This window comes from Candidatus Ruthia magnifica str. Cm (Calyptogena magnifica) (genome assembly GCF_000015105.1).
GTDB lineage: Bacteria > Pseudomonadota > Gammaproteobacteria > PS1 > Pseudothioglobaceae > Ruthia > Ruthia magnifica.
In genome coordinates this window covers 611,628-631,444 of the sequence record NC_008610.1, presented here as the reverse complement: position 1 = coordinate 631,444, position 19,817 = coordinate 611,628, and the positions used below count along the sequence as shown (strand labels likewise).

General features: G+C 35.0%; 18 protein-coding genes, 1 tRNA gene and 1 pseudogene. 12 read left to right on the top strand and 8 right to left on the bottom strand.

From position 1 onward, the window contains the following. The first annotated feature begins 36 nt into the window (after positions 1-36). The 8 genes from cysE (at position 37) to fdx (ending at position 5,974) form a co-directional block, all read left to right on the top strand. Entirely contained in the window at positions 37-735 is a 699-nt protein-coding gene (gene cysE / locus RMAG_RS02895; RefSeq protein ID WP_011737955.1) for a serine O-acetyltransferase, read from the top strand. 85 nt (positions 736-820) lie between these two features. After that, positions 821-1,240 (top strand): Rrf2 family transcriptional regulator, encoded by a 420-nt coding sequence (locus tag RMAG_RS02890; RefSeq protein ID WP_011737954.1) that lies wholly within the window; start codon positions 821-823, stop codon positions 1,238-1,240. A gap of 2 nt (positions 1,241-1,242) precedes the next feature. Then, entirely contained in the window at positions 1,243-2,457 is a 1,215-nt protein-coding gene (locus RMAG_RS02885) for an IscS subfamily cysteine desulfurase (protein WP_011737953.1), read from the top strand. A gap of 59 nt (positions 2,458-2,516) precedes the next feature. Further along, a complete protein-coding gene (iscU, locus tag RMAG_RS02880; RefSeq protein WP_011737952.1) occupies positions 2,517-2,894 on the top strand; it encodes a Fe-S cluster assembly scaffold IscU in 378 nt (125 codons plus the stop codon). Positions 2,895-2,900: 6 nt separating this feature from the next. Continuing rightward, positions 2,901-3,224, top strand: coding sequence for an iron-sulfur cluster assembly protein IscA (iscA, locus tag RMAG_RS02875; protein ID WP_011737951.1), 324 nt, complete (start codon positions 2,901-2,903; stop codon positions 3,222-3,224). A 12-nt stretch (positions 3,225-3,236) separates the two neighbouring features. Next, on the top strand, positions 3,237-3,752 hold the full coding sequence (hscB, locus tag RMAG_RS02870) for a Fe-S protein assembly co-chaperone HscB (protein WP_011737950.1): 516 nt from the start codon (positions 3,237-3,239) through the stop codon (positions 3,750-3,752). A gap of 15 nt (positions 3,753-3,767) precedes the next feature. Further along, a complete protein-coding gene (gene hscA, locus RMAG_RS02865) occupies positions 3,768-5,612 on the top strand; it encodes a Fe-S protein assembly chaperone HscA (RefSeq protein ID WP_011737949.1) in 1,845 nt (614 codons plus the stop codon). A gap of 23 nt (positions 5,613-5,635) precedes the next feature. Beyond that, a complete protein-coding gene (gene fdx / locus RMAG_RS02860; protein ID WP_011737948.1) occupies positions 5,636-5,974 on the top strand; it encodes an ISC system 2Fe-2S type ferredoxin in 339 nt (112 codons plus the stop codon). Between the two features lie 1,045 nt (positions 5,975-7,019). Here the strand turns inward: fdx and apbC are convergent. Then, complete coding sequence (apbC, locus tag RMAG_RS02855; RefSeq protein ID WP_011737947.1) at positions 7,020-8,102, bottom strand: iron-sulfur cluster carrier protein ApbC; 1,083 nt, start codon at positions 8,100-8,102, stop codon at positions 7,020-7,022. Positions 8,103-8,186: 84 nt separating this feature from the next. Between apbC and metG the strand changes: the two are divergent. From metG to RMAG_RS02835, 4 genes and pseudogenes are all read left to right on the top strand, one after another. Beyond that, positions 8,187-10,168, top strand: a pseudogene (gene metG, locus RMAG_RS02850) (methionine--tRNA ligase). A gap of 41 nt (positions 10,169-10,209) precedes the next feature. Continuing rightward, positions 10,210-10,297: transfer RNA gene (locus RMAG_RS02845), tRNA-Ser, on the top strand. Between the two features lie 12 nt (positions 10,298-10,309). Next, positions 10,310-12,220 carry a M3 family metallopeptidase gene (locus RMAG_RS02840; protein ID WP_011737945.1) on the top strand — a complete coding sequence of 637 codons (1,911 nt, stop codon included), beginning with the start codon at positions 10,310-10,312 and terminating at the stop codon, positions 12,218-12,220. Between the two features lie 23 nt (positions 12,221-12,243). Then, entirely contained in the window at positions 12,244-12,447 is a 204-nt protein-coding gene (locus RMAG_RS02835) for a hypothetical protein (RefSeq protein ID WP_011737944.1), read from the top strand. 49 nt (positions 12,448-12,496) lie between these two features. On the opposite strand, the gene fabF is transcribed toward RMAG_RS02835, so the two are convergent. The 7 genes from fabF to rpoH form a co-directional block, all read right to left on the bottom strand. Further along, the gene (fabF, locus tag RMAG_RS02830; RefSeq protein ID WP_011737943.1) at positions 12,497-13,735 is read right to left on the bottom strand and encodes a beta-ketoacyl-ACP synthase II; all 1,239 of its coding nucleotides are present in this window, start codon (positions 13,733-13,735) and stop codon (positions 12,497-12,499) included. 77 nt (positions 13,736-13,812) lie between these two features. Then, entirely contained in the window at positions 13,813-14,040 is a 228-nt protein-coding gene (gene acpP / locus RMAG_RS02825; protein ID WP_011737942.1) for an acyl carrier protein, read from the bottom strand. A gap of 105 nt (positions 14,041-14,145) precedes the next feature. Next, on the bottom strand, positions 14,146-14,838 hold the full coding sequence (gene queC, locus RMAG_RS02820) for a 7-cyano-7-deazaguanine synthase QueC (RefSeq protein ID WP_011737941.1): 693 nt from the start codon (positions 14,836-14,838) through the stop codon (positions 14,146-14,148). After that, positions 14,831-16,714, bottom strand: coding sequence for a DNA topoisomerase IV subunit B (parE, locus tag RMAG_RS02815; RefSeq protein ID WP_011737940.1), 1,884 nt, complete (start codon positions 16,712-16,714; stop codon positions 14,831-14,833). Before parE ends, queC begins: the two co-directional genes overlap by 8 nt. 236 nt (positions 16,715-16,950) lie before the next feature. Continuing rightward, positions 16,951-18,585, bottom strand: a complete 1,635-nt coding sequence (gene groL, locus RMAG_RS02810; protein ID WP_011737939.1) for a chaperonin GroEL — start codon at positions 18,583-18,585, stop codon at positions 16,951-16,953. Positions 18,586-18,597: 12 nt separating this feature from the next. Further along, positions 18,598-18,885 (bottom strand): co-chaperone GroES, encoded by a 288-nt coding sequence (locus RMAG_RS02805; RefSeq protein WP_011737938.1) that lies wholly within the window; start codon positions 18,883-18,885, stop codon positions 18,598-18,600. Positions 18,886-18,954: 69 nt separating this feature from the next. Continuing rightward, the gene (gene rpoH, locus RMAG_RS02800) at positions 18,955-19,797 is read right to left on the bottom strand and encodes an RNA polymerase sigma factor RpoH (protein WP_011737937.1); all 843 of its coding nucleotides are present in this window, start codon (positions 19,795-19,797) and stop codon (positions 18,955-18,957) included. Positions 19,798-19,817 lie beyond the last annotated feature (20 nt).

The following is a 19,817-nucleotide window of genomic DNA, read 5'->3' as shown; positions in this document are numbered from 1 at the left end:
ATTTAAGACATTAGGGTTGTGTGATATAATTTGAACATGAAATTTTTTGAAGATATTAAAAGTATTTTTAATCGTGATCCTGCTGCCAGAAACACCTTTGAAATTATAACTTGCTATTCAGGTGTACAAGCTATGTTATTTTATCGCTTGAGCCATCGATTATGGCGATTAAAATTTAAATGGTTGGCAAAATTTATATCATCACTAGCAAGATGGTTTACAGGTGTTGAAATCCATCCAGGTGCTATTATTGGTCGGCGTTTTTTTATTGATCATGGTATGGGCGTAGTTATTGGTGAAACTGCTGAAATTGGTAATGACTGTACTTTATATCATGGTGTTACACTTGGTGGTACAACTTGGCAAAAAGGTAAACGCCATCCTACCCTAGGTAATAATGTCGTGATTGGTGCTGGTGCAAAAATACTAGGTCCTATTACACTTGGTAATCATGTTAGAGTCGGTTCAAATTCTGTTGTGGTTAAGTCTATCAATGAATTTCAAACGGTTGTTGGTGTACCTGGTCGTGTATTGAAAGACCAACAAGTTAAATCAAACCATTTTGATTCTTATGCTGTGGGTGGTGATGTTTATGATCCTACTGTTAAGGCTATTAATTCTATCTTAGCACACCTGCATGACGTGGATTCTCAATTGCACAAAGTGTCAAAAAAATTAAACATCAAAGATCAGCAAGACACTTCTGTAAACGATTTGGAGATTGAAAGTAAATAACCATTTAATATTAAATTTTTTACTTGACTAAATAACTTGGTTAAGTGTATAATCAATCCTGTTATTAACTAGGATTAGGAATGATATGCAATTAACAACCAAAGGTCGTTATGCAGTAATTGCAATGTTAGATTTGGCATCTAACGACACTGGAAAACCCATTACTTTAGATATTATTTCACAAAGACAAAATATTTCATTGTCTTATTTGGAGCAATTATTTGCTAAATTGCGTCGTGCTGAATTGGTTAAAAGTGTACGTGGTCCAGGCGGTGGTTATTTGCTTGATGCCAAGGTTTCTGATATTAATTTAACTCAAATTATCGAAGCGGTAGATGAAAATATTGACTTGCGTCGTTGTAAAGGCATTAAAGGATGTAACAATGGGCGTCAGTGCATTTCTCACCAATTATGGTGCGAAGTTAGTCAACAAATTAGAACATTTTTGAACGGTAAAACCTTGCAAATGGTGATTGACGATCATAGCTCAAACAAAGGAGTGTAAATATGTCAACACCTACTTATATGGATTATTCAGCAACAACACCCGTTGACGAGCGTGTTGCTCAAAAAATGATGCAATATTTAACTACGGATGGTAATTTTGGTAATCCAGCATCAAATTCTCATTATTACGGCTGGAAAGCTGATGAGGCTGTTAAAAAAGCTAGACATCAAGTGGCTGATTTAGTGGGCGCTGACTCAAAAGAAATTGTTTGGACTTCAGGCGCAACTGAGTCTGATAATTTAGCTATTAAAGGTATTGCGCATTTTTATCACAAAAAAGGTAACCACATCATCACTTTAAAAACTGAACACAAGGCTGTATTAGACACTTGTCGGCAATTAGAACGTGAAAATTATGAAGCAACATATTTAGATCCGATGCCCAATGGCTTATTGGATTTAAATGTTTTAAAAAAAGCAATACGTGAAGATACTATACTGGTGTCAATCATGCATGTTAATAACGAAATTGGCGTGATTCAAGATATTGAGGCTATTGGTAATCTTTGTCGTGAAAATAAGATTTTCTTTCATGTTGATGCGGCACAATCAGCAGGAAAAGTGACGATTGATTTATCAAAATTACCCGTTGATTTAATGAGTTTTTCAGCCCATAAAATTTATGGACCTAAAGGAATGGGTGCGCTTTATGTGCGTCGTAAACCACGTGTGCGCATTGAAGCACAAATGCATGGTGGTGGGCATGAGCGAGGTATGCGTTCAGGCACTTTAGCCACACATCAAATTGTTGGTATGGGTGAGGCTTTTGCGATTGCACAAGCTGAGATGAAAGAGGAAAACTCAAAAATTAGACAATTACGTGATCGTTTATTAGCAGGTTTTGTTAATATGGAAGAGGTTGTGATCAATGGTGATATGAAAAATCGTATTCCAGGCAATTTAAATATCAGTTTTAACTATGTTGAAGGTGAATCACTAATGATGGCTGTTAATGATATTGCTGTGTCTTCAGGTTCAGCTTGTACTAGTTCAAGTCTTGAGCCATCATATGTTTTGCGTGCACTAGGTTTGAGTGATGAATTGGCACACTCATCAATTAGATTTACCATTGGACGTTATACAACTGAAGCACAAGTTGATAAGGCTATTAATTTGGTACGTACTAAAGTTGATAAATTACGTGATTTATCTCCGCTTTGGGATATGTTCAAGGATGGCATTGACATCAGTAAAGTTGAATGGACAGCGCATTAAATGAATGTAATAAATACATGGTTTAGCGACTAACAACAAGACTAAAAAGGAGAAAAGAGATGGCATATGGTGAAAAAGTAATGGATCATTATGAAAATCCACGTAATGTAGGCGTATTAGACAAAGACGCTAAAAATGTTGGCACAGGTATGGTGGGTGCACCCGCATGTGGTGATGTGATGCGTTTGCAAATTCAAGTTGATGATAATGGCGTGATTGAAGATGCTAAGTTTAAAACTTATGGTTGTGGCTCTGCCATTGCATCAAGTTCATTATTAACAGAATGGGTTAAAGGAAAAACACTAAATGAAGCGGCAGAAATTAAAAATTCTGATATTGCAGAAGAGTTATCCTTACCACCCGTTAAGATACATTGTTCAGTTTTGGCTGAAGATGCCATAAAAGCAGCCATTAATGATATAAAAAGCAAAGCCTAATCAATAATGGCAATTACTTTAACTGATCGTGCGGTAGAGCGTGTTGCTGATTTTTTAACTAATCGTGGTTTTGGCATAGGCATTCGCTTGAGCGTACAAACTACAGGTTGTTCTGGTCTTGGTTACAACATAGAATTTGTTGATAATACAAACAACGATGATACTGTATTTGAAGGCAACGACATTAAAGTTATTGTCGATGCAAAGAGTTTAATTTATTTAGATGGTACGCAAGTTGATTATATTAAAGAAGGTTTAAATGAGGGTTTTGAGTTTAACAATCCAAATGCTAAAGCTGAATGTGGCTGTGGCGAATCTTTTACGGTTTAGTTTTTTAAAAAAATGGAAAACTATTTTGAGTTGTTTTCATTAGCAGCTGATTTTGATATAAATATCACTAAGCTTAACATTGAATACCAACAACAAGTCGTAAAATTTCATCCCGATAAATTTGTCTCTGGTAGTAATAAAGAAAGGGCTTTGGCATTACAAAATACTTCGTTAATTAACACAGCATTTGACACCTTAAAATCTCCACTTAATCGTGCTAGTTATTTATTAGAATTAAATGGTATTAACGTATTTGACGAAAAAGACACAACAATGACGGTTGATTTTTTAATGTCTCAAATTGAGCTAAGAGAGGTTTTAGAGTCAATTCAAATCAGCAAAGACGAAACAGCTTTAGATAATTTTACTGAAAGAATAGATGAAAAAATTAAACACAATATAGACAGTATTAGAGCTTCATTTGCTAATATAAAAGCATTAAATGAGATTAAAGACTTAGTTAGGGAATTAAAATTTTATGAGCAATTAAATGTTCATGCAAAACAATTAATGGATGAGTGGTTGTAGCAATCAATATCAATAATGGCTTTATTACAAATATCAGAACCTGGTCAAGTATCCGCAATACATCAGCATAAGTTAGCGATTGGTATTGATTTAGGCACGACTAATTCATTGGTTGCATCTGTGATGAGTGGTCAAAGTAAAGTTCTCATCCATGAGAACAATGAGACAATTTTACCTTCGGTTGTGCATTGTGGTAAGGATAATAAATTAACAGTTGGTTGTAATGCTTACCATTATGCAAAAACTGATCCGACTAATACTATTATTTCAGTGAAACGCTTTATGGGCATGAGTTATAAAGAAGTTAGTACATTTAAAAATTGCCCTTATCAATTGCTTGAAAATGGCAATAATGTATTATTTCATACTGCTACAGGGGATCTATCTGCAGTTGAAATTTCTGCTAGTATTTTAGCTTCACTTAAGCAATGTGCTGAGAAATCATTGGGTGGTGCGCTATTTGGCGCAGTAATCACTGTACCTGCTTATTTTAATGATGCACAACGTCAAGCAACTAAAGATGCAGCAACTTTAGCTGGACTTAAAACTTTGCGCTTGCTTAATGAGCCAACGGCAGCAGCAGTTGCTTATGGTTTGGAATCTGGTGAAGAGGGTGTACATGCAATTTATGATTTAGGTGGTGGTACGTTTGATATTTCAATTTTAAGCTTTAGCAAGGGTGTGTTCAAAGTATTAGCAATAAGCGGTGACTCCACTTTGGGTGGAGATGATTTTGATGCACTGATTGTTGATGATTGCATCAAGCAATTGGGTATTAATAAACTTACACCTACTCAAATGCAGAAAATTAAGCAATTTTCACGCACCGCCAAAGAAACTCTGAGTAACCATGAGTTTGCAAAATTTAACTGTATTGAAAAATCTTATCGCATTACTAAGAAAAAATTTGAAATTTTAGCCAAAGTACTTATTAAACGCACCTTATTGTTAACCAAACGAGCTATTAGAGATGCGCAAGTTGATGTTGAAGATATTAAGGACATTATTATGGTAGGTGGCTCCACGCGTATGCCATTAGTTCGCTTTATGGTAAGTGATTTATTCAATAAACCGGTTTTGTGCTCCATTAATCCAGATGAAGTTGTTGCTAAAGGTGCGGCGATACAAGCCAATATTTTGGCTGGTAATAAATCACAAGGTGATGTGTTGTTATTAGATGTATTGCCATTGTCACTTGGGCTTGAAACGATGGGTGGATTAGTGGAAAAGGTCATTCATCGTAATACTACAATTCCGATTATTCGCGCACAAGAATTTACCACCTTTAAAGACGGGCAAACAGCAATGAGTGTCCATGTATTGCAAGGTGAAAGGGAGTTGGTTAAGGACTGTCGCTCATTAGCTAAATTTGATTTGCAAGGTATTCCACCAATGGTAGCAGGTAGTGCTCGTATTCAAATTGAGTTTCAAGTGGATACTGATGGCTTGTTATCTGTGAGTGCTGTTGAGCAAATATCGGGTGTTAAAACAAATATCACCATTAAGCCATCTTATGGGTTAACAGATGTACAAATGGAAAAGATGCTAAAAGATTCTATTTTATTTGCCAAAACTGATATTCAAACTAGACAACTTCATGAAACACAAGTAGAGGCAAACAGAACTATTCAAGCAATAGATTTAGCACTTAAAAAAGATAAGCACATGCTTGATGTTAAAATGCTTAACAATATCTTAACTGCAAGAACGATACTGTTTAACATGGCTCATTCTGATGATGAAAAAGCTATTAAAACTGCCCTTGAAAATCTTGAGAACACCTGCTCAAAATTTGTTGAAATGCGTATGAACAACACCGTTATGAAAGCCATGCAAGGTCATAATGTTGATGAATTTTAAGAAAAATATTTAGGAAACCTAATATGCCACAAATCATTGTATTACCCCATCATGAATTATGCTCAGAAGGCATTGTTATTGAAACTCAATCAGGTGTTAGTGTTTGCGATGCGCTACTTGCTAATGACATTGAAATCGAACACGCTTGTGAAATGTCAAACGCTTGTACAACTTGTCATATTTACCTACGTGAGGGGTTTGATTCAGTGGAGGAATCAGATGAAATAGAAGATGATTTATTAGACAAAGCTTGGGGCTTAGACCCGAATTCTCGTCTATCTTGCCAAACGATTATGGGTGACACTGATTTAGTGATTGAAATTCCAAAATACACCATTAACCAAGTCTCTGAAAACCACTAAAATATTATTTTTTAAAGTAAAACACTAAAAAATACTTTCAAATACAAGAAGCACTTAATATCATAAAATTTAGCAACAAGCACGTTCAAAAATACCCCAGACACTCGAGCTTTCTTCAAGCCATCACTCACTTTTTCTACCTTTTTATTCTCCATTAGCATATAAGACACCAATATTTTTTATAAATTTACTTATCTATATTTAAACACTGAGCACAAAAGATAGCTAACAATCACCACCTTATTCAAAGAACTTTATGGTACACTATGGATACTAAAGAATTAAGCAATAAAATATTTTCAGACTTAAAAAGCACAAGCCATTACTAAAACCGAAGGTTTGATTAATAACAAAGCTAACAAGTTTTTTAATCAGTTTGGTTATGGTCGTATTGAAATTAATATTCATGGATTTAATTCAAAAGAACTTGACTATAGTATTTAAAACCATTCAACTTAGCTAACTACAACAGCAAAGACTTAATCTTTTTCAAGATCAATTCACCCCTGGTGAAACCATTAACTTAGATATTGGTCATCGTATTTTGGTTGAAAATGACATGGCAATCGTGGGTATTAGAGTTTACCGATTATGAAATCAAAAATCTGCACATAAACGTTTAAACATTGGTCTAGAATACCAACGTACTAACTTTATCGCTGATTAATACTGAAAGGACTTAGCACAGGTTATGACATCCAACTGACTACTCAAGCCCATTAATTGGCGGATTTTTCACTATATTAACAAAGTTTTTTCTAGATTATTTGAGTGAAATATTTTGACAAAATCAAGGCTGTCTAAACCATTGATATAAATAGTATCACAATATTTTTATTGATGTTCACTTTTAATGATTTCTTAATACTACTTAATGTGTTAATAGATTCATTTGTATTGGCAACCGCTTTTAGTACGTGTCATATAAGATACCAGTCATTTTGATTGCTGAACAGTATATGGGCAATCATATCCACACATTATATGATGCCAAATAAATCTACCTTAAAGCCACTTTGTATAATCCATATTTACTTATTTAATATTATTCAATGGTAATACTTGGGAAAGCATTGGTTGCGCGAGATTGTTGGGTTAATTTGGCACTGACTTTTTTAGCTATTTCTTTATAAATCTCAGATATTCTGCCTTCTGGATCTTTAATAACTGTTGGCGTACCTTCGTCAACATCAGTTCGAATATCCATCTCTAAAGGGAGAGCACCTAAAAATTCAACATTCGCATCAGCAGCCATAGTTTCACCACCACCTGTTCCGAAAATAGCCTCTTGGTGTCCGCATTCTGAGCAAATATGTAATGACATATTTTCAACAATACCCAAAATAGGAATGTTAACTTTTTCAAACATTTTTAAGCCTTTTTTAGCATCAATTAGTGCAATGTCTTGCGGGGTTGTTACAATCACAGAACCACTTACTGGAATTTTTTGTGATAGTGTTAGTTGTGTATCACCTGTGCCTGGTGGCAAGTCAATGATCATATAATCAATACCACGCCATAAGGTGTCTCTTAGCATTTGCTCTAAAGCTTGAGTAACCATAGGACCACGCCAAATCATAGGATTGTCTTCATCCACCAAGTAGCCGATTGACATACTTTGTATACCATGGCCCAAAATAGGTAATAATTTTCCTTCAGCAGTGGATTCTGGCTTTACTTTGCTAACGCCTAGCATTCTAGGTTGAGAAGGGCCATAAATATCAGCATCTAAAATAGCAATTTTTGCGCCTTCCATTTGTAGTGCTAATGCTAAATTAACTGCAGTGGTTGATTTGCCAACGCCACCTTTACCCGAGGCAATTGCAATGATATTTTTAACTTCTGGCAGGACATCAACACCTTTTTGAACTATGTACTTAACAATTTTGGTTTTAATATCAACACTAACATGGTTAATACCATTTTTTGCTAATGTATCGGTAATGGTTTTGGATAAGATAGCGTGGTAACTATTAGCAGGATAATTAAGTTCAATGTTAACCTGAATTTTATCACCATCAATGTTAATATCATTAATGATATTTGAAGAAACAATATCTTGTTCGGTATAAATATCAACAACCTTGGATAAAATATTTTCAATTTCCTTGTTCGTTAAATCTGCCATCTTTGTTGTATCCAATTAAGTAAAATAGCGATATTTTATCGTATAATGGTATAAGCCACCCTTAATATTAACAAGCCTATTAACATGACATCGCGAAAAATTCTCGTTACCTCAGCATTGCCTTATGCTAATGGTGAAATTCATTTGGGGCATTTATTGGAATACATTCAAGCTGATATTTGGGTGCGTTTTCAAAAAATGATGGGTAATGAGTGTTATTATGTTTGTGCTGATGATACACATGGCACGCCCATTATGCTTAAGTCTGATGAGCTTGGTATTACTCCTGAGACGTTAATTAAGGGTGTGAGTGAACGCCATCAAGCAGATTTTAAAGAATTTTCAATAGGTTTTAGCAAATATCACTCAACTCATAGTCAGGAAAATAAAGACATTTCTGCTAATATTTATCACAAGTTAAATGATGCTGGTTTTATTAAAACACGTATCATTTCTCAGGCGTTTGATCCTGAAAAACAGATGTTTTTACCCGATCGCTTCATTAAAGGTGATTGTCCTAAATGTGGTGCTAATGACCAATATGGTGATAATTGTGAAATTTGTGGGGTAACCTATTCGCCAACAGAACTAAAAAATGCCAAATCTATTATTTCAGATGCAACTCCAATCGCTAAAGACTCGGAACACTATTTCTTTGACTTGCCTCAATTTGAAACGCAACTTAAAGCGTGGATCAAAGAAGGGCATTTACAAGATGAAGTTAGCAACAAATTATCTGAGTGGTTTGAACAAGGCCTTCAACAATGGGATATTTCTCGTGATGCGCCGTATTTTGGTTTTCAAATTCCTGATGTGGAAGGCAAGTATTTCTATGTTTGGCTAGATGCACCGATTGGCTATATGGCAAGTTTTAAAAAGCTTTGTGATGAACAGGGTTTGGATTTCGATGAATACTTTAATAAAGACTCAAATACAGAGCTTTATCATTTTATCGGTAAAGACATTGTTTATTTCCATGCACTTTTTTGGCCGGCTATATTGATGGGCTCGAATTATCGTACGCCAAGTGCAATCTTTGTACATGGATTTTTAACCGTGAACGGACAAAAAATGAGCAAATCTCGTGGCACATTTATTCAGGCTAGAACTTATCTTAATCATCTTAATCCTGAATGTTTGCGTTATTATTACGCCTATAAACTGTCTGCTAAAATTGACGATATAGATCTTAATTTGACTGATTTTAAACAACGTGTAAATTCAGACCTAGTAGGTAAAGTGGTTAATATTGCTTCACGTAGTACGGGATTTCTTGTTAAGAAATTTAACAAAACTTTATCTGATTATGCTATTGATCCTGAGCTTTATCATGAATTTGTTGCTTGTGGTGATATCATTAAAAAACACTATGAAGCGCGTAATTATAATCAAGCTATGCGTGAGATTATGAAATTAGCCGATAAAGCTAATCAATATATCGATGAGCATAAGCCATGGCAACTGGTAAAAAAAGATACTAAACAAGTGCATGACGTGACTTCACTTGCTATTAATTTATTTAGAGTGTTAATGACTTATCTTAAACCAGTATTGCCTGTTATGGCAAAACAAGCTGAGATGTTTTTAAATATAGATGCGTTCAATTGGCAGGATTTAAAACGTCCTTTAACCAAGCATCAAATTAATACATTCAAACCTTTAATGTCACGTATTGAAGATGAAAAAATTGAGCAAGTTATTGAAGCTTCAAAACAAAACATGCAAGTAGTTGCGTAGAATAAATACTAGAATGATAATATGATTCAAATTGATTTAGGTGTTGCTAAAATTATCAAAGCCAAAAATGTACAAGGCACGGATAAATTATTACAATTAACATTAGATATTGGCGAACAAGAAACACGCAATGTGTTTGCAAGGCATTAAAGCGTATTATACAAATGAGGAATTAGAAGGACGGCTCACCATTATGGTTGCAAACATAGTACCTAGAAAAATGCGTTTTGGTATTTCACAAGGTATGGTGCTTTGCAGCAGGTGATGGTGAATCATTGCATATTTTGTCAGTTGATTCTAATGTCAAACTAGGTATGAAAATCAGCTAACCTTGAAATATTAGCCATTTTTGATTAAAATAATTTTTTTCGGAAGGATTTCAGAGTGGCCGAATGAGCACGCTTGGAAAGTGTGTGTACCTTTGTGTACCGTGGGTTCGAATCCCACTCCTTCCACCATATTAATTTATTATGAAACCAAATTTCCAACCTAAAAATATTGTCAAAACCATTGAAAAATTAACCAGAAATGGGCTTAAGGTGGTAGAAAAAGCAAGCCTTGGTACTAGTTGGAATAGTGTGGTTGCAGCTACTGATCAAACGGCTCTTGAATTGGATAAGTTCACTAGTGTTAACTCACACTTAAATGCAGTCATGTTTAGTGATGAATTTAATCAACAATATGAAAAAACATTGCCAATCATTACTAATTTTTATTCTAATATATCTACCAACAAAGGTTTATATCAAGCTTATAAAACACTCAAAAAAACTAATCTTAATAAGCAACAACAACATATCGTTAAAGATGTCATAAAGAGCTTTGAGCTTTCAGGTGTGGACTTGGAAGGCAATTTTGCGCATAGATTTAAATCCATTAAGAAAAAACTAAGTCTACTTAGTAATGAATTTTCTAGAAACGTTTTAAAGTCCACTAATGAGTGGAAAAAAATTGTAGATAAAGATGAGTTAAAAGGCTATAGTGATAATGAACTAGAAAAAATTAAAACTGATAAGGGTTATGAGTTAAGTTTACAAATGCCTGTTTATATGGATGTTATGACTTATTTAGACAACCGAGATTTAAGAGAAGAAGTGTATAGAGCTTATGTATCAAGAGCTTCAGAATTGGGTATTACTTCAACTGATTATAATAACAAGCCAATTATGGATGAGATTTTATCATTGCGCGCTGAAATGGCTAATATCTTAGGTTTTGAGCATTATGCGCAGTTATCTATTATGTCTAAAATGGTTAGTACAATTGATGAAGTGCTTCAGTTTTTGTATAATTTGGTAGAGCGTTCAAAGCCTCAGGCGCAATTAGAGTTAGAAGAACTAAAGAAGCTTTCAGGAATTGATTTAAAACCGTGGGATTTTGGGTTTTATAGTGAAAAACTTAAAGAGCAAAAATTTGGATTTAAAAAATCTGATCTAACTCCATACTTCCCAGAGAGTAGTGTATTAAACGGACTATTCTCAACTATTGAAAATTTATATCAAATTAAAATTGAGAAAATACAGCAAGATAGCTATCATGTTGATGTTAAAGTTTTAAATGTTAGTGATAAAAATGGACTCATTGGTAGAATTTATCTTGATTTATACGCTAGAAGAAACAAGCGTTCTGGCGCATGGATGACAGATTATCAACCTTTAATTGAACCTCATAAACCTGTTGCTTTTGTGGTTTGTAACCTTAATTCCTACACTAAAGACAAACCAGCTTTATTTGAATTTGATGAGATTGTTACTCTATTTCATGAATTTGGACATGCGTTACACCATCTATTGACTAAGGTTAAATACCCTTGTGCTGCAGGTATATCTGGTGTGCCATGGGATGGTGTGGAACTTCCTAGCCAATATATGGAATTTTATGCGTTTGAAAAACAAGTCATAGCCTTAATTTCAAAGCACTACAAAACTGGGCAATCTTTGCCCGATGATTTGTTTAATAAACTCATTGCTTCTAAAAATTTCCATTCAGCATTGGCTATGTTACGACAGTGTGAGTTTTCATTGTGGGATCTTAAAACACACATGTCAAATTCAGATACTTATGAAGTATTAACCCAAGTTCGATCAGAAACAGCGCTGATGGATAGCATTGATGAAAATAGATTTTTAAACACTTTTGGTCATATTTTTTCAGGGAGTTACGCAGCAGGATATTTTAGTTATAAATGGGCAGAAGTTTTAGCAGCTGATGCTTATTATTATGTACAAGGGGAAGGCGGTATTGGCTCTAACGCCTCTAAAGATTTCTTGTATAATATTTTGGAGATAGGTGGTAGTTTGAATTTTATGCAACAATATATAAAGTTTAGAGGTAAAGAGCCTTCGATTAATGCTTTATTGCAAGCAAATGGTATTTTTTAGCACATACTTAATTAAGGAAAAATATGATTAAATTTATTCTCAGTATTGTTATTATCTTAGCATTGATTGGTGGCGCTGTACAGTTTATTGCAACTGATGAAAGCTGGTCTTTAGTCATGAATAAGGAAGTTGCACTTAATAGTATTCAAAATGGTACAATTACAATCTATGAGTTAATTTCTGATGCTGATAAAATCAAAAGTGTTGACTTGACAACAGTAAAATAATCAACATTTTCAAGTAATTTTTTAATCTTCGTTAATGTGAATGAAGCTGTTAAATTTTGCTGAATACAATTGAGCCATTAGTGCCACCAAATCCAAATGAGTTAGAAATGGCATGATTGATTGTCATTTCTCGTGCTTCATTAGCACAATAATCTAAATCACAATTTGGGTCTTGATTGATGATGTTAATGGTTGGTGGTGCAATTTGATTTTTAATGGCGAGTGCAGTAAAGATGGCTTCAATGCCACCAGCAGCACCTAATAAATGCCCAGTCATAGATTTGGTTGAACTCATGACAATGTTATAAGCGTGCTTATCAAGGGCCAATTTAGTAGCATCTGTTTCTGCTTGGTCGCCTGATGGCGTGGAAGTACCATGTGCGTTAATATAATCAATTTGATCGGTGTTAATACCTGAGTTTTTTAGTGAATTTTGCATGCATCTGGCCGCACCTTCTCCGCCTTTTGAAGGTAGTGTTATGTGATAAGCATCACTACTCATGCCATATCCTGAAACTTGTGCATAAATTTTTGCACCACGTGCTTTAGCGTATTCGAACTCTTCTAACACCACAACACCTGCACCATCACCAAGCACAAAACCATCTCTGTCTTTGTCCCAAGGGCGAGAAGCGTTTATTGGGTCATCATTACGAGTAGACAATGCATGTGCTGCAGCAAAACCACCTAAACCACAGTTGGTGGTTGACATTTCAGCACCACCAGTAATCATTACATCAGCATCATCATATTCAATCAAACGAGAAGCGCCGCCAATATTGTGAGTGCCTGTACTACAGGCACTCACAATAGCAAAATTAGGGCCTTTTAAGCCATATTTTATAGAAAGATTGCCTGAAATCATGTTGATAATTGAAGAGGTGACAAAAAAAGGTGAAATGCGCTTTGCTCCTTTTTCTCTGAATAAATCTGCAGTTTTTTCAATTGTACCAAGACCACCAATGCCAGCACCGATAGTAACACCGATACGATGGGCATTTTGTTCGGTAACTTCAATACCACTGTCTTCAATAGCTTGAATGCCAGCGGCCATACCGTAATGGACAAAAGTGTCCATTTTTTTGGCATCTTTAGGCTTTAAGTAGTCGGTAATTTCAAAACCTTTGACCGAGCCACCAAACGTAACCGATTGACCTTTGGTATCGATATTAGTAAGTGAAGCAATGCCAGAATGACCCTTAAGAATATTATCCCAAGATTCATCTACACTTAAACCGACTGGGCAAACCATACCCATACCTGTAATAACAACTCTTCTTTTACCCATAATGTTTTAAAACTTAATATAAAAAGCACTTAATTTTAAGAAAAATAACTTTATTGCGTTAAGTTGATAAACGAAAACTATAAATTATTGTTAACGTAATCAATTGCTTGTTGAACTGTGGTAATATTTTCAGCTTGATCGTCAGGAATTTCACAGTCAAATTCTTCTTCAAGAGACATAACTAATTCAACAGTATCCAAAGAATCTGCACCTAAATCATCAATAAAAGAAGCATTGTTATCAATATCGCCGCTTACGTCTAATTGTTCAGCTACAACTTTTTTTACTCTTTGTTCAATACTCATTTGTTATTTCCTTAACTATTTTAATAGCTATTATTTTATCGTCAAAAAGAGGTTATACAAGATTAAATTTAAAATTTTTTATTAAAGTATTTTATGTAAATAATGCTAAATTTGATATCGGGTTGGGTCTGCTACTTTTGCTTCTATAAAGCCTAATTTTCTATATTCACACGCATCACAAATGCCACAAGCTTTTCCACTTTTATCTGCCTGATAGCATGTTGTTGTTAGTGAATAGTCAATGCCAAGAGAAAGTCCTTTTTTGATAATTTGTGCTTTATTCAAATGAATTAGCGGCGTATGAATGGTTAATTTTTTCCCTTCAATACTTTGTTTAGTGGCAAGATTAGCCATTACCTCAAATGCTTTGATATAAATCTCTCTACAATCAGGATAACCTGAGTAATCCAGTGTATTAACACCAATAAATATATGCTGACAGTCTAATACTTCTGACCATGATAGTGCATAGGATAAAAAAATAGTATTACGAGCAGGTACGTAAGTGATCGGAATATCATCGCTTTTAGAAAATTTTGGTATGTCTATTTTATCATCTGTTAAGGCAGAGAAATCAATATTAGATAAAGATATTTTCATAACTCTATGTTTAATAGAGCCAAAAATTTTGGCAAAATTCTCAGCAGATTTTAACTCTGACTTTTGTTTTTGTCCATAATCAAAACTCAGACTATAACATTCAAAGTTTTTTGTTTTGGCAATAGCTAAAGTTGTAGTAGAATCTAGCCCACCAGATAAAAGAATAACGGCCTTGATTTTATGTCTAGTATTAGACATTAGCCAAATTACCTTTTTCTTCTAACCATTTTTTTCGATCAGCTGCGCGTTTTTTACTTAACAACATGTCCATAGTTTGAAAAACTTGCAATGGATCATCTAATGTGAGTTGAATTAAGTGCCTAGTATCAGGTAGCATGGTGGTTTCTCTTAGTTGATATGGATTCATTTCACCCAAACCTTTAAAACGCTGAACTTGAATTTTAACATGCTTGTTTTTATTTTCTATTTTTTTAATAATAGCATCTCGTTCATTGTCATCAAGGGCGTAATGAACATATTTTCCTGCATCCACACGATACAAGGGTGGCATTGCAACAAATATATGTCCTTTTTGAATAAGTTTTTGGAAATGTTTTACGAATAAAGTGCAAATGAGCGTAGCAATATGTGCGCCATCTGAATCGGCATCAGCAAGAATACAAATTTTTCCATATCTCAAGCCAGATAAATCTTCACTATTAGGCTCAAGACCAATAGCAATGGCAATATCATGAATTTCGTTACTGGCCAATACTTGCTCAGAATCAACCTCCCAAGTGTTTAAAATTTTACCGCGTAGTGGTAAAATAGCCTGATACTCTTTGTCTCTTGCCTGTTTGGCAGAACCGCCTGCAGAGTCACCTTCAACTAAAAATACTTCTGTTTGATTAAGATCAGTACTAGTACAATCTGATAATTTTCCAGGCAGGGCAGGACCGCTAATTATTTTCTTGCGAATGACCTTTTTATTAGTTTTAAGTCTTGCTTGTGCATTGGCAATAGCCAATTGAGCGATTTGCTCTGCAATGCTAGTATGTTGATTTAGCCAAAGACTAAAGGCATCTTTAACGACATTGGCAACAAAACTAGCACTCTCTCTAGAGGAAAGTCTTTCTTTAGTTTGTCCGGAAAATTGAGGGTCTAATATTTTAATAGATAATGTATAAGCAATTTTTTGCCAGATATCATCAGGCGTGAGTTTGATGTTTTTGGGGATTAAATTTCTAAATTCGCAAAATTCTTTTAGGGCTTCATTAAGCCCTGATCTTAACCCATTAACATGTGTACCACCACCAATGGTTGGAATAAGGTTAACATAACTTTCAGCCACAACATTGGTGTTGTATTGCGTCCATGCAAGCGAACAATTAAGTTGCTGTTCGTCAGTTTTATAATCAATAATAAATGGTGTGGGTGGTAGGCAATCTAAAACATCTAAAGATATAGACAGATAATCTTTTAAGCCTTCTTTGTAAATCCATTTATCTGTTGCTTCATCTATTTCATTATAAAAATTAACCTCCAAACCTGGACATAAAACCGCTTTAGAGCGTAGATTATGGCGTAATTTGGTTACAGAGAATTTAATGGTGTCAAAAAACTGTGCATCAGGTTTGAATTTAACAGTGGTACCTGTGTTACGTTTTCCAACTTTGCGAGTTATTTCAAGTTCTGTTTGCTTAAAACCGTTTGAAAAAGTGATGTAATGTTCTTTAGCGTCCCTTTTAATCCAGATTTCTACTAAGGTGGATAGGGCATTAACCACTGAAATTCCAACACCATGTAAGCCGCCTGAAAATTGGTATGAATCATTTGAAAATTTTCCACCTGCATGGAGTTTGGTTAAAATAACTTCAACACCTGATTTTCCTTCTTTAGGGTGAATATCCACAGGCATACCTCGACCATTATCTTCAACGGATAAAGAACCATCTTTGTATAAAATAACGCTAATTTTAGAAGCATATCCTGCAATTGTTTCATCAACACTATTGTCAATAACTTCTTGGGCAAGGTGGTTTGGGCGCTCAGTTTCAGTGTACATTCCTGGACGTTTACGTACTGCTTCAAGACCTGTTAAAATCTCAATAGAGGATGAATCGTAGTTACTCATAATGAATTAATACAACTTAGGGTGTAAAAAATAGTGCATTCCCCATACAAAAATAAGGCGAATAGCTCACTATTTGACGAGCTTTTAGGTAAGAGGGGTCCTTGTTTTATGTGCTTCATAGGTTATGCTAGGCTAATGCAGTGGTCTTAATGTTTGAATATGATAATTTTACAAGTATCATACCAAAAAAAAGCTCCATTTTATGGAGCTTTTTATTTACTTAAATAAAAAAATTGTTACATCATACCGCCCATGCCACCCATATCAGGTGCTGCAGCAGTAGCAGGTGTATCTTGAGGAGTATCAGTAATCATCGCCTCAGTTGTAATCATAAGACCTGAAATACTGGCAGCATGTTGTAACGCTGCACGAACAACTTTTGTTGGATCTAAAATGCCCATCTTAAGCATATCACCATATTTTTCTGTTGCTGCATTGTAGCCATAATTATCTTTACCTTTGGCAACTTCGTTAAGAATAACAGAAGCCTCACCACCACCATTTGTTACAATTTGGCGTAATGGTGCCTCCATAGCGCGTTTAGCAATGTCAATACCAATATTTTGATCATGATTATCACCCGTTAATCCATCTAAGGCTTTAATAACACGAACCAAGGCAACACCACCACCAGGAACGACACCTTCTTCAACAGCAGCACGAGTGGCGTGTAACGCATCATCAACACGGCCTTTCTTTTCTTTCATTTCAACTTCAGTAGCAGCGCCTACTTTAATCACAGCAACACCACCTGATAATTTAGCCAAGCGTTCAAGCAATTTTTCCTTATCATAATCGCTCGTTGTAGTTTCAATTTGTGCTTTAATTTGTGCAATACGGCCATCAATATCGACTTTTTTGCCAGCACCATCAACAATGACAGTGTTTTCCTTGCCAATTTCAATGCGTTTAGCAGTACCAAGATGTTCTTCAGTTACCTTTTCTAAAGACAAACCAACTTCTTCTGAAATAACCATACCACCTGTTAGTACGGCAATGTCTTCCAAAATTGCTTTACGACGATCGCCAAAGCCAGGAGCTTTAACCGCTGCAACTTTAACAATACCACGCATATTGTTAACTACTAACGTGGCTAACGCTTCACCATCAATGTCTTCGGCAATGATTAGCAAAGCTTTGCCTGATTTTTGAACTGCTTCTAATGTAGGCAATAAATCACGAATATTTGAAATTTTACCGTCATGTAATAATACAAAAGGTGTTTCAAGATTAGCAGTCATTGATTCTTGATTGTTAACAAAGTAAGGTGATAAATAGCCGCGATCAAACTGCATGCCCTCGACCACATCAAGTTCATTTTCAAAACCAGAACCTTCTTCGACTGTAATAACACCAGCTTGACCCACTTTTTCCATGGCATCAGCAATAATATCACCCACAGAAATATCAGAGTTTGCAGAAATGGTACCAACTTGGGCAATGGCTTTTGTATCATTACAAGGTTGTGAGAACTCACGCAACGCATTAACAGCAGTTTCTGTTGCTTTGTCAATACCTCGTTTAAGGTCCATAGGGTTCATGCCTGCCGCTACTGATTTAACACCTTCAATAACAAGCGCTTGTGCAAGTACAGTTGCTGTTGTAGTTCCATCACCAGCAATATCATTGGTTTTTGATGCCACTTCTTTGACCATTTGTGCACCCATGTTTTCAAATTTACCTTCCAAGGTAATTTCTTGAGCAACAGAAACACCATCTTTGGTAATTGTGGGACCACCAAATGATTTATCTAGTACAACATTTCTACCTTTAGGTCCTAGTGTTACTTTAACTGCGTTAGCTAGCATATTAACACCATCTAACATTAAATTTCTAGCTTCTGAGCCAAATTTTATATCTTTTGCTGACATTTTTAATCTCCTTTATTCAATAATTGCGACAATATCGTCTTCACGTACAACTAGCAATGTTTCACCATCTACTTTAATTTCGTTACCCGCATATTGACCAAATAATACCTGGTCTCCAACTTTAACATCTAATGCAATAACATCACCATTATCGTTAATTTTGCCGTTACCAATCGCCAAAATTTCACCCTTTGAAGGCTTTTCTGTGGCTGAATCTGGAATGATTAATCCACTTTCAGTGGTTTTTTCCTCTTGTGTTCTACGGACAATCACACGATCGTGAAGGGGACGAATATTCATTTTTTTCTCCTAGATTAATAAACAAATAAATAATTTTTAAGCTTAATGCTTGAACTTAAAAATCAGTCTTTAAAGAGATTGCTCTTGTAAGTTTGATTTAAGCTTTTGCATAGCTTTAGTTTCAAGTTGGCGCACTCTTTCTTTTGAGATACCATACTTGTCTGCTAAAGTATGTAGGGTTGTTTTTTCTTCTTTCAAGTATCTAGATTGTAAAATATCTAAACTTCTTTCATCTAATGATGATAAGGCTTTATAAAGTTGCTGCTGTTGATTCTGTTTTGAATCGTTTATTAGTAACAACTGTTCAGGTGTTTGGACGTTTTCATTGGTTAAGTATTGTTCTGGTGCGAGAGAATCCTCATCATCAGACACTTCAAATGTTACGTCGTTAAATTGCAAACGCGATTCCATCTCCAATACATCTTTACGACGTACACCCAAATCATTAGCAATTTTATCTGCCTGCTCTTCGTTCAATGAACTATAAATATGTGCTTTGGCTTGTTTAAGTTTGAAAAATAATTTGCGTTGTGCTTTGGTTGTGGCAACTTTAACGATTTTCCAATTCTTGAAAATAAATTCGTGAATTTCTGCACGAATCCAATACACCGCGAATGAGGCAAGACGTACATTTCTATTTGGATTAAAACGCTTAACTGCCTTCATTAATCCAATGGTACCTTCTTGCACAAGATCGGCCTGTTCAAGGCCATAGCCTTTGTAGCCATGGGCAATAAAGGCGACAAAACGCATGTGCGACAAAACTAATTTTCTGGCTGCACTTAAATCGTGATTTTCATACAATTTAACGGCTAATTCATGTTCTTGTTCACTGTTTAAGATAGGTGGATATTTTTGAACCTCCAAATTTGAGATTTTTTTAGCAGGTAATAATGCGAATTCTTGATTCATTTTGTTAAATAACTAACGAT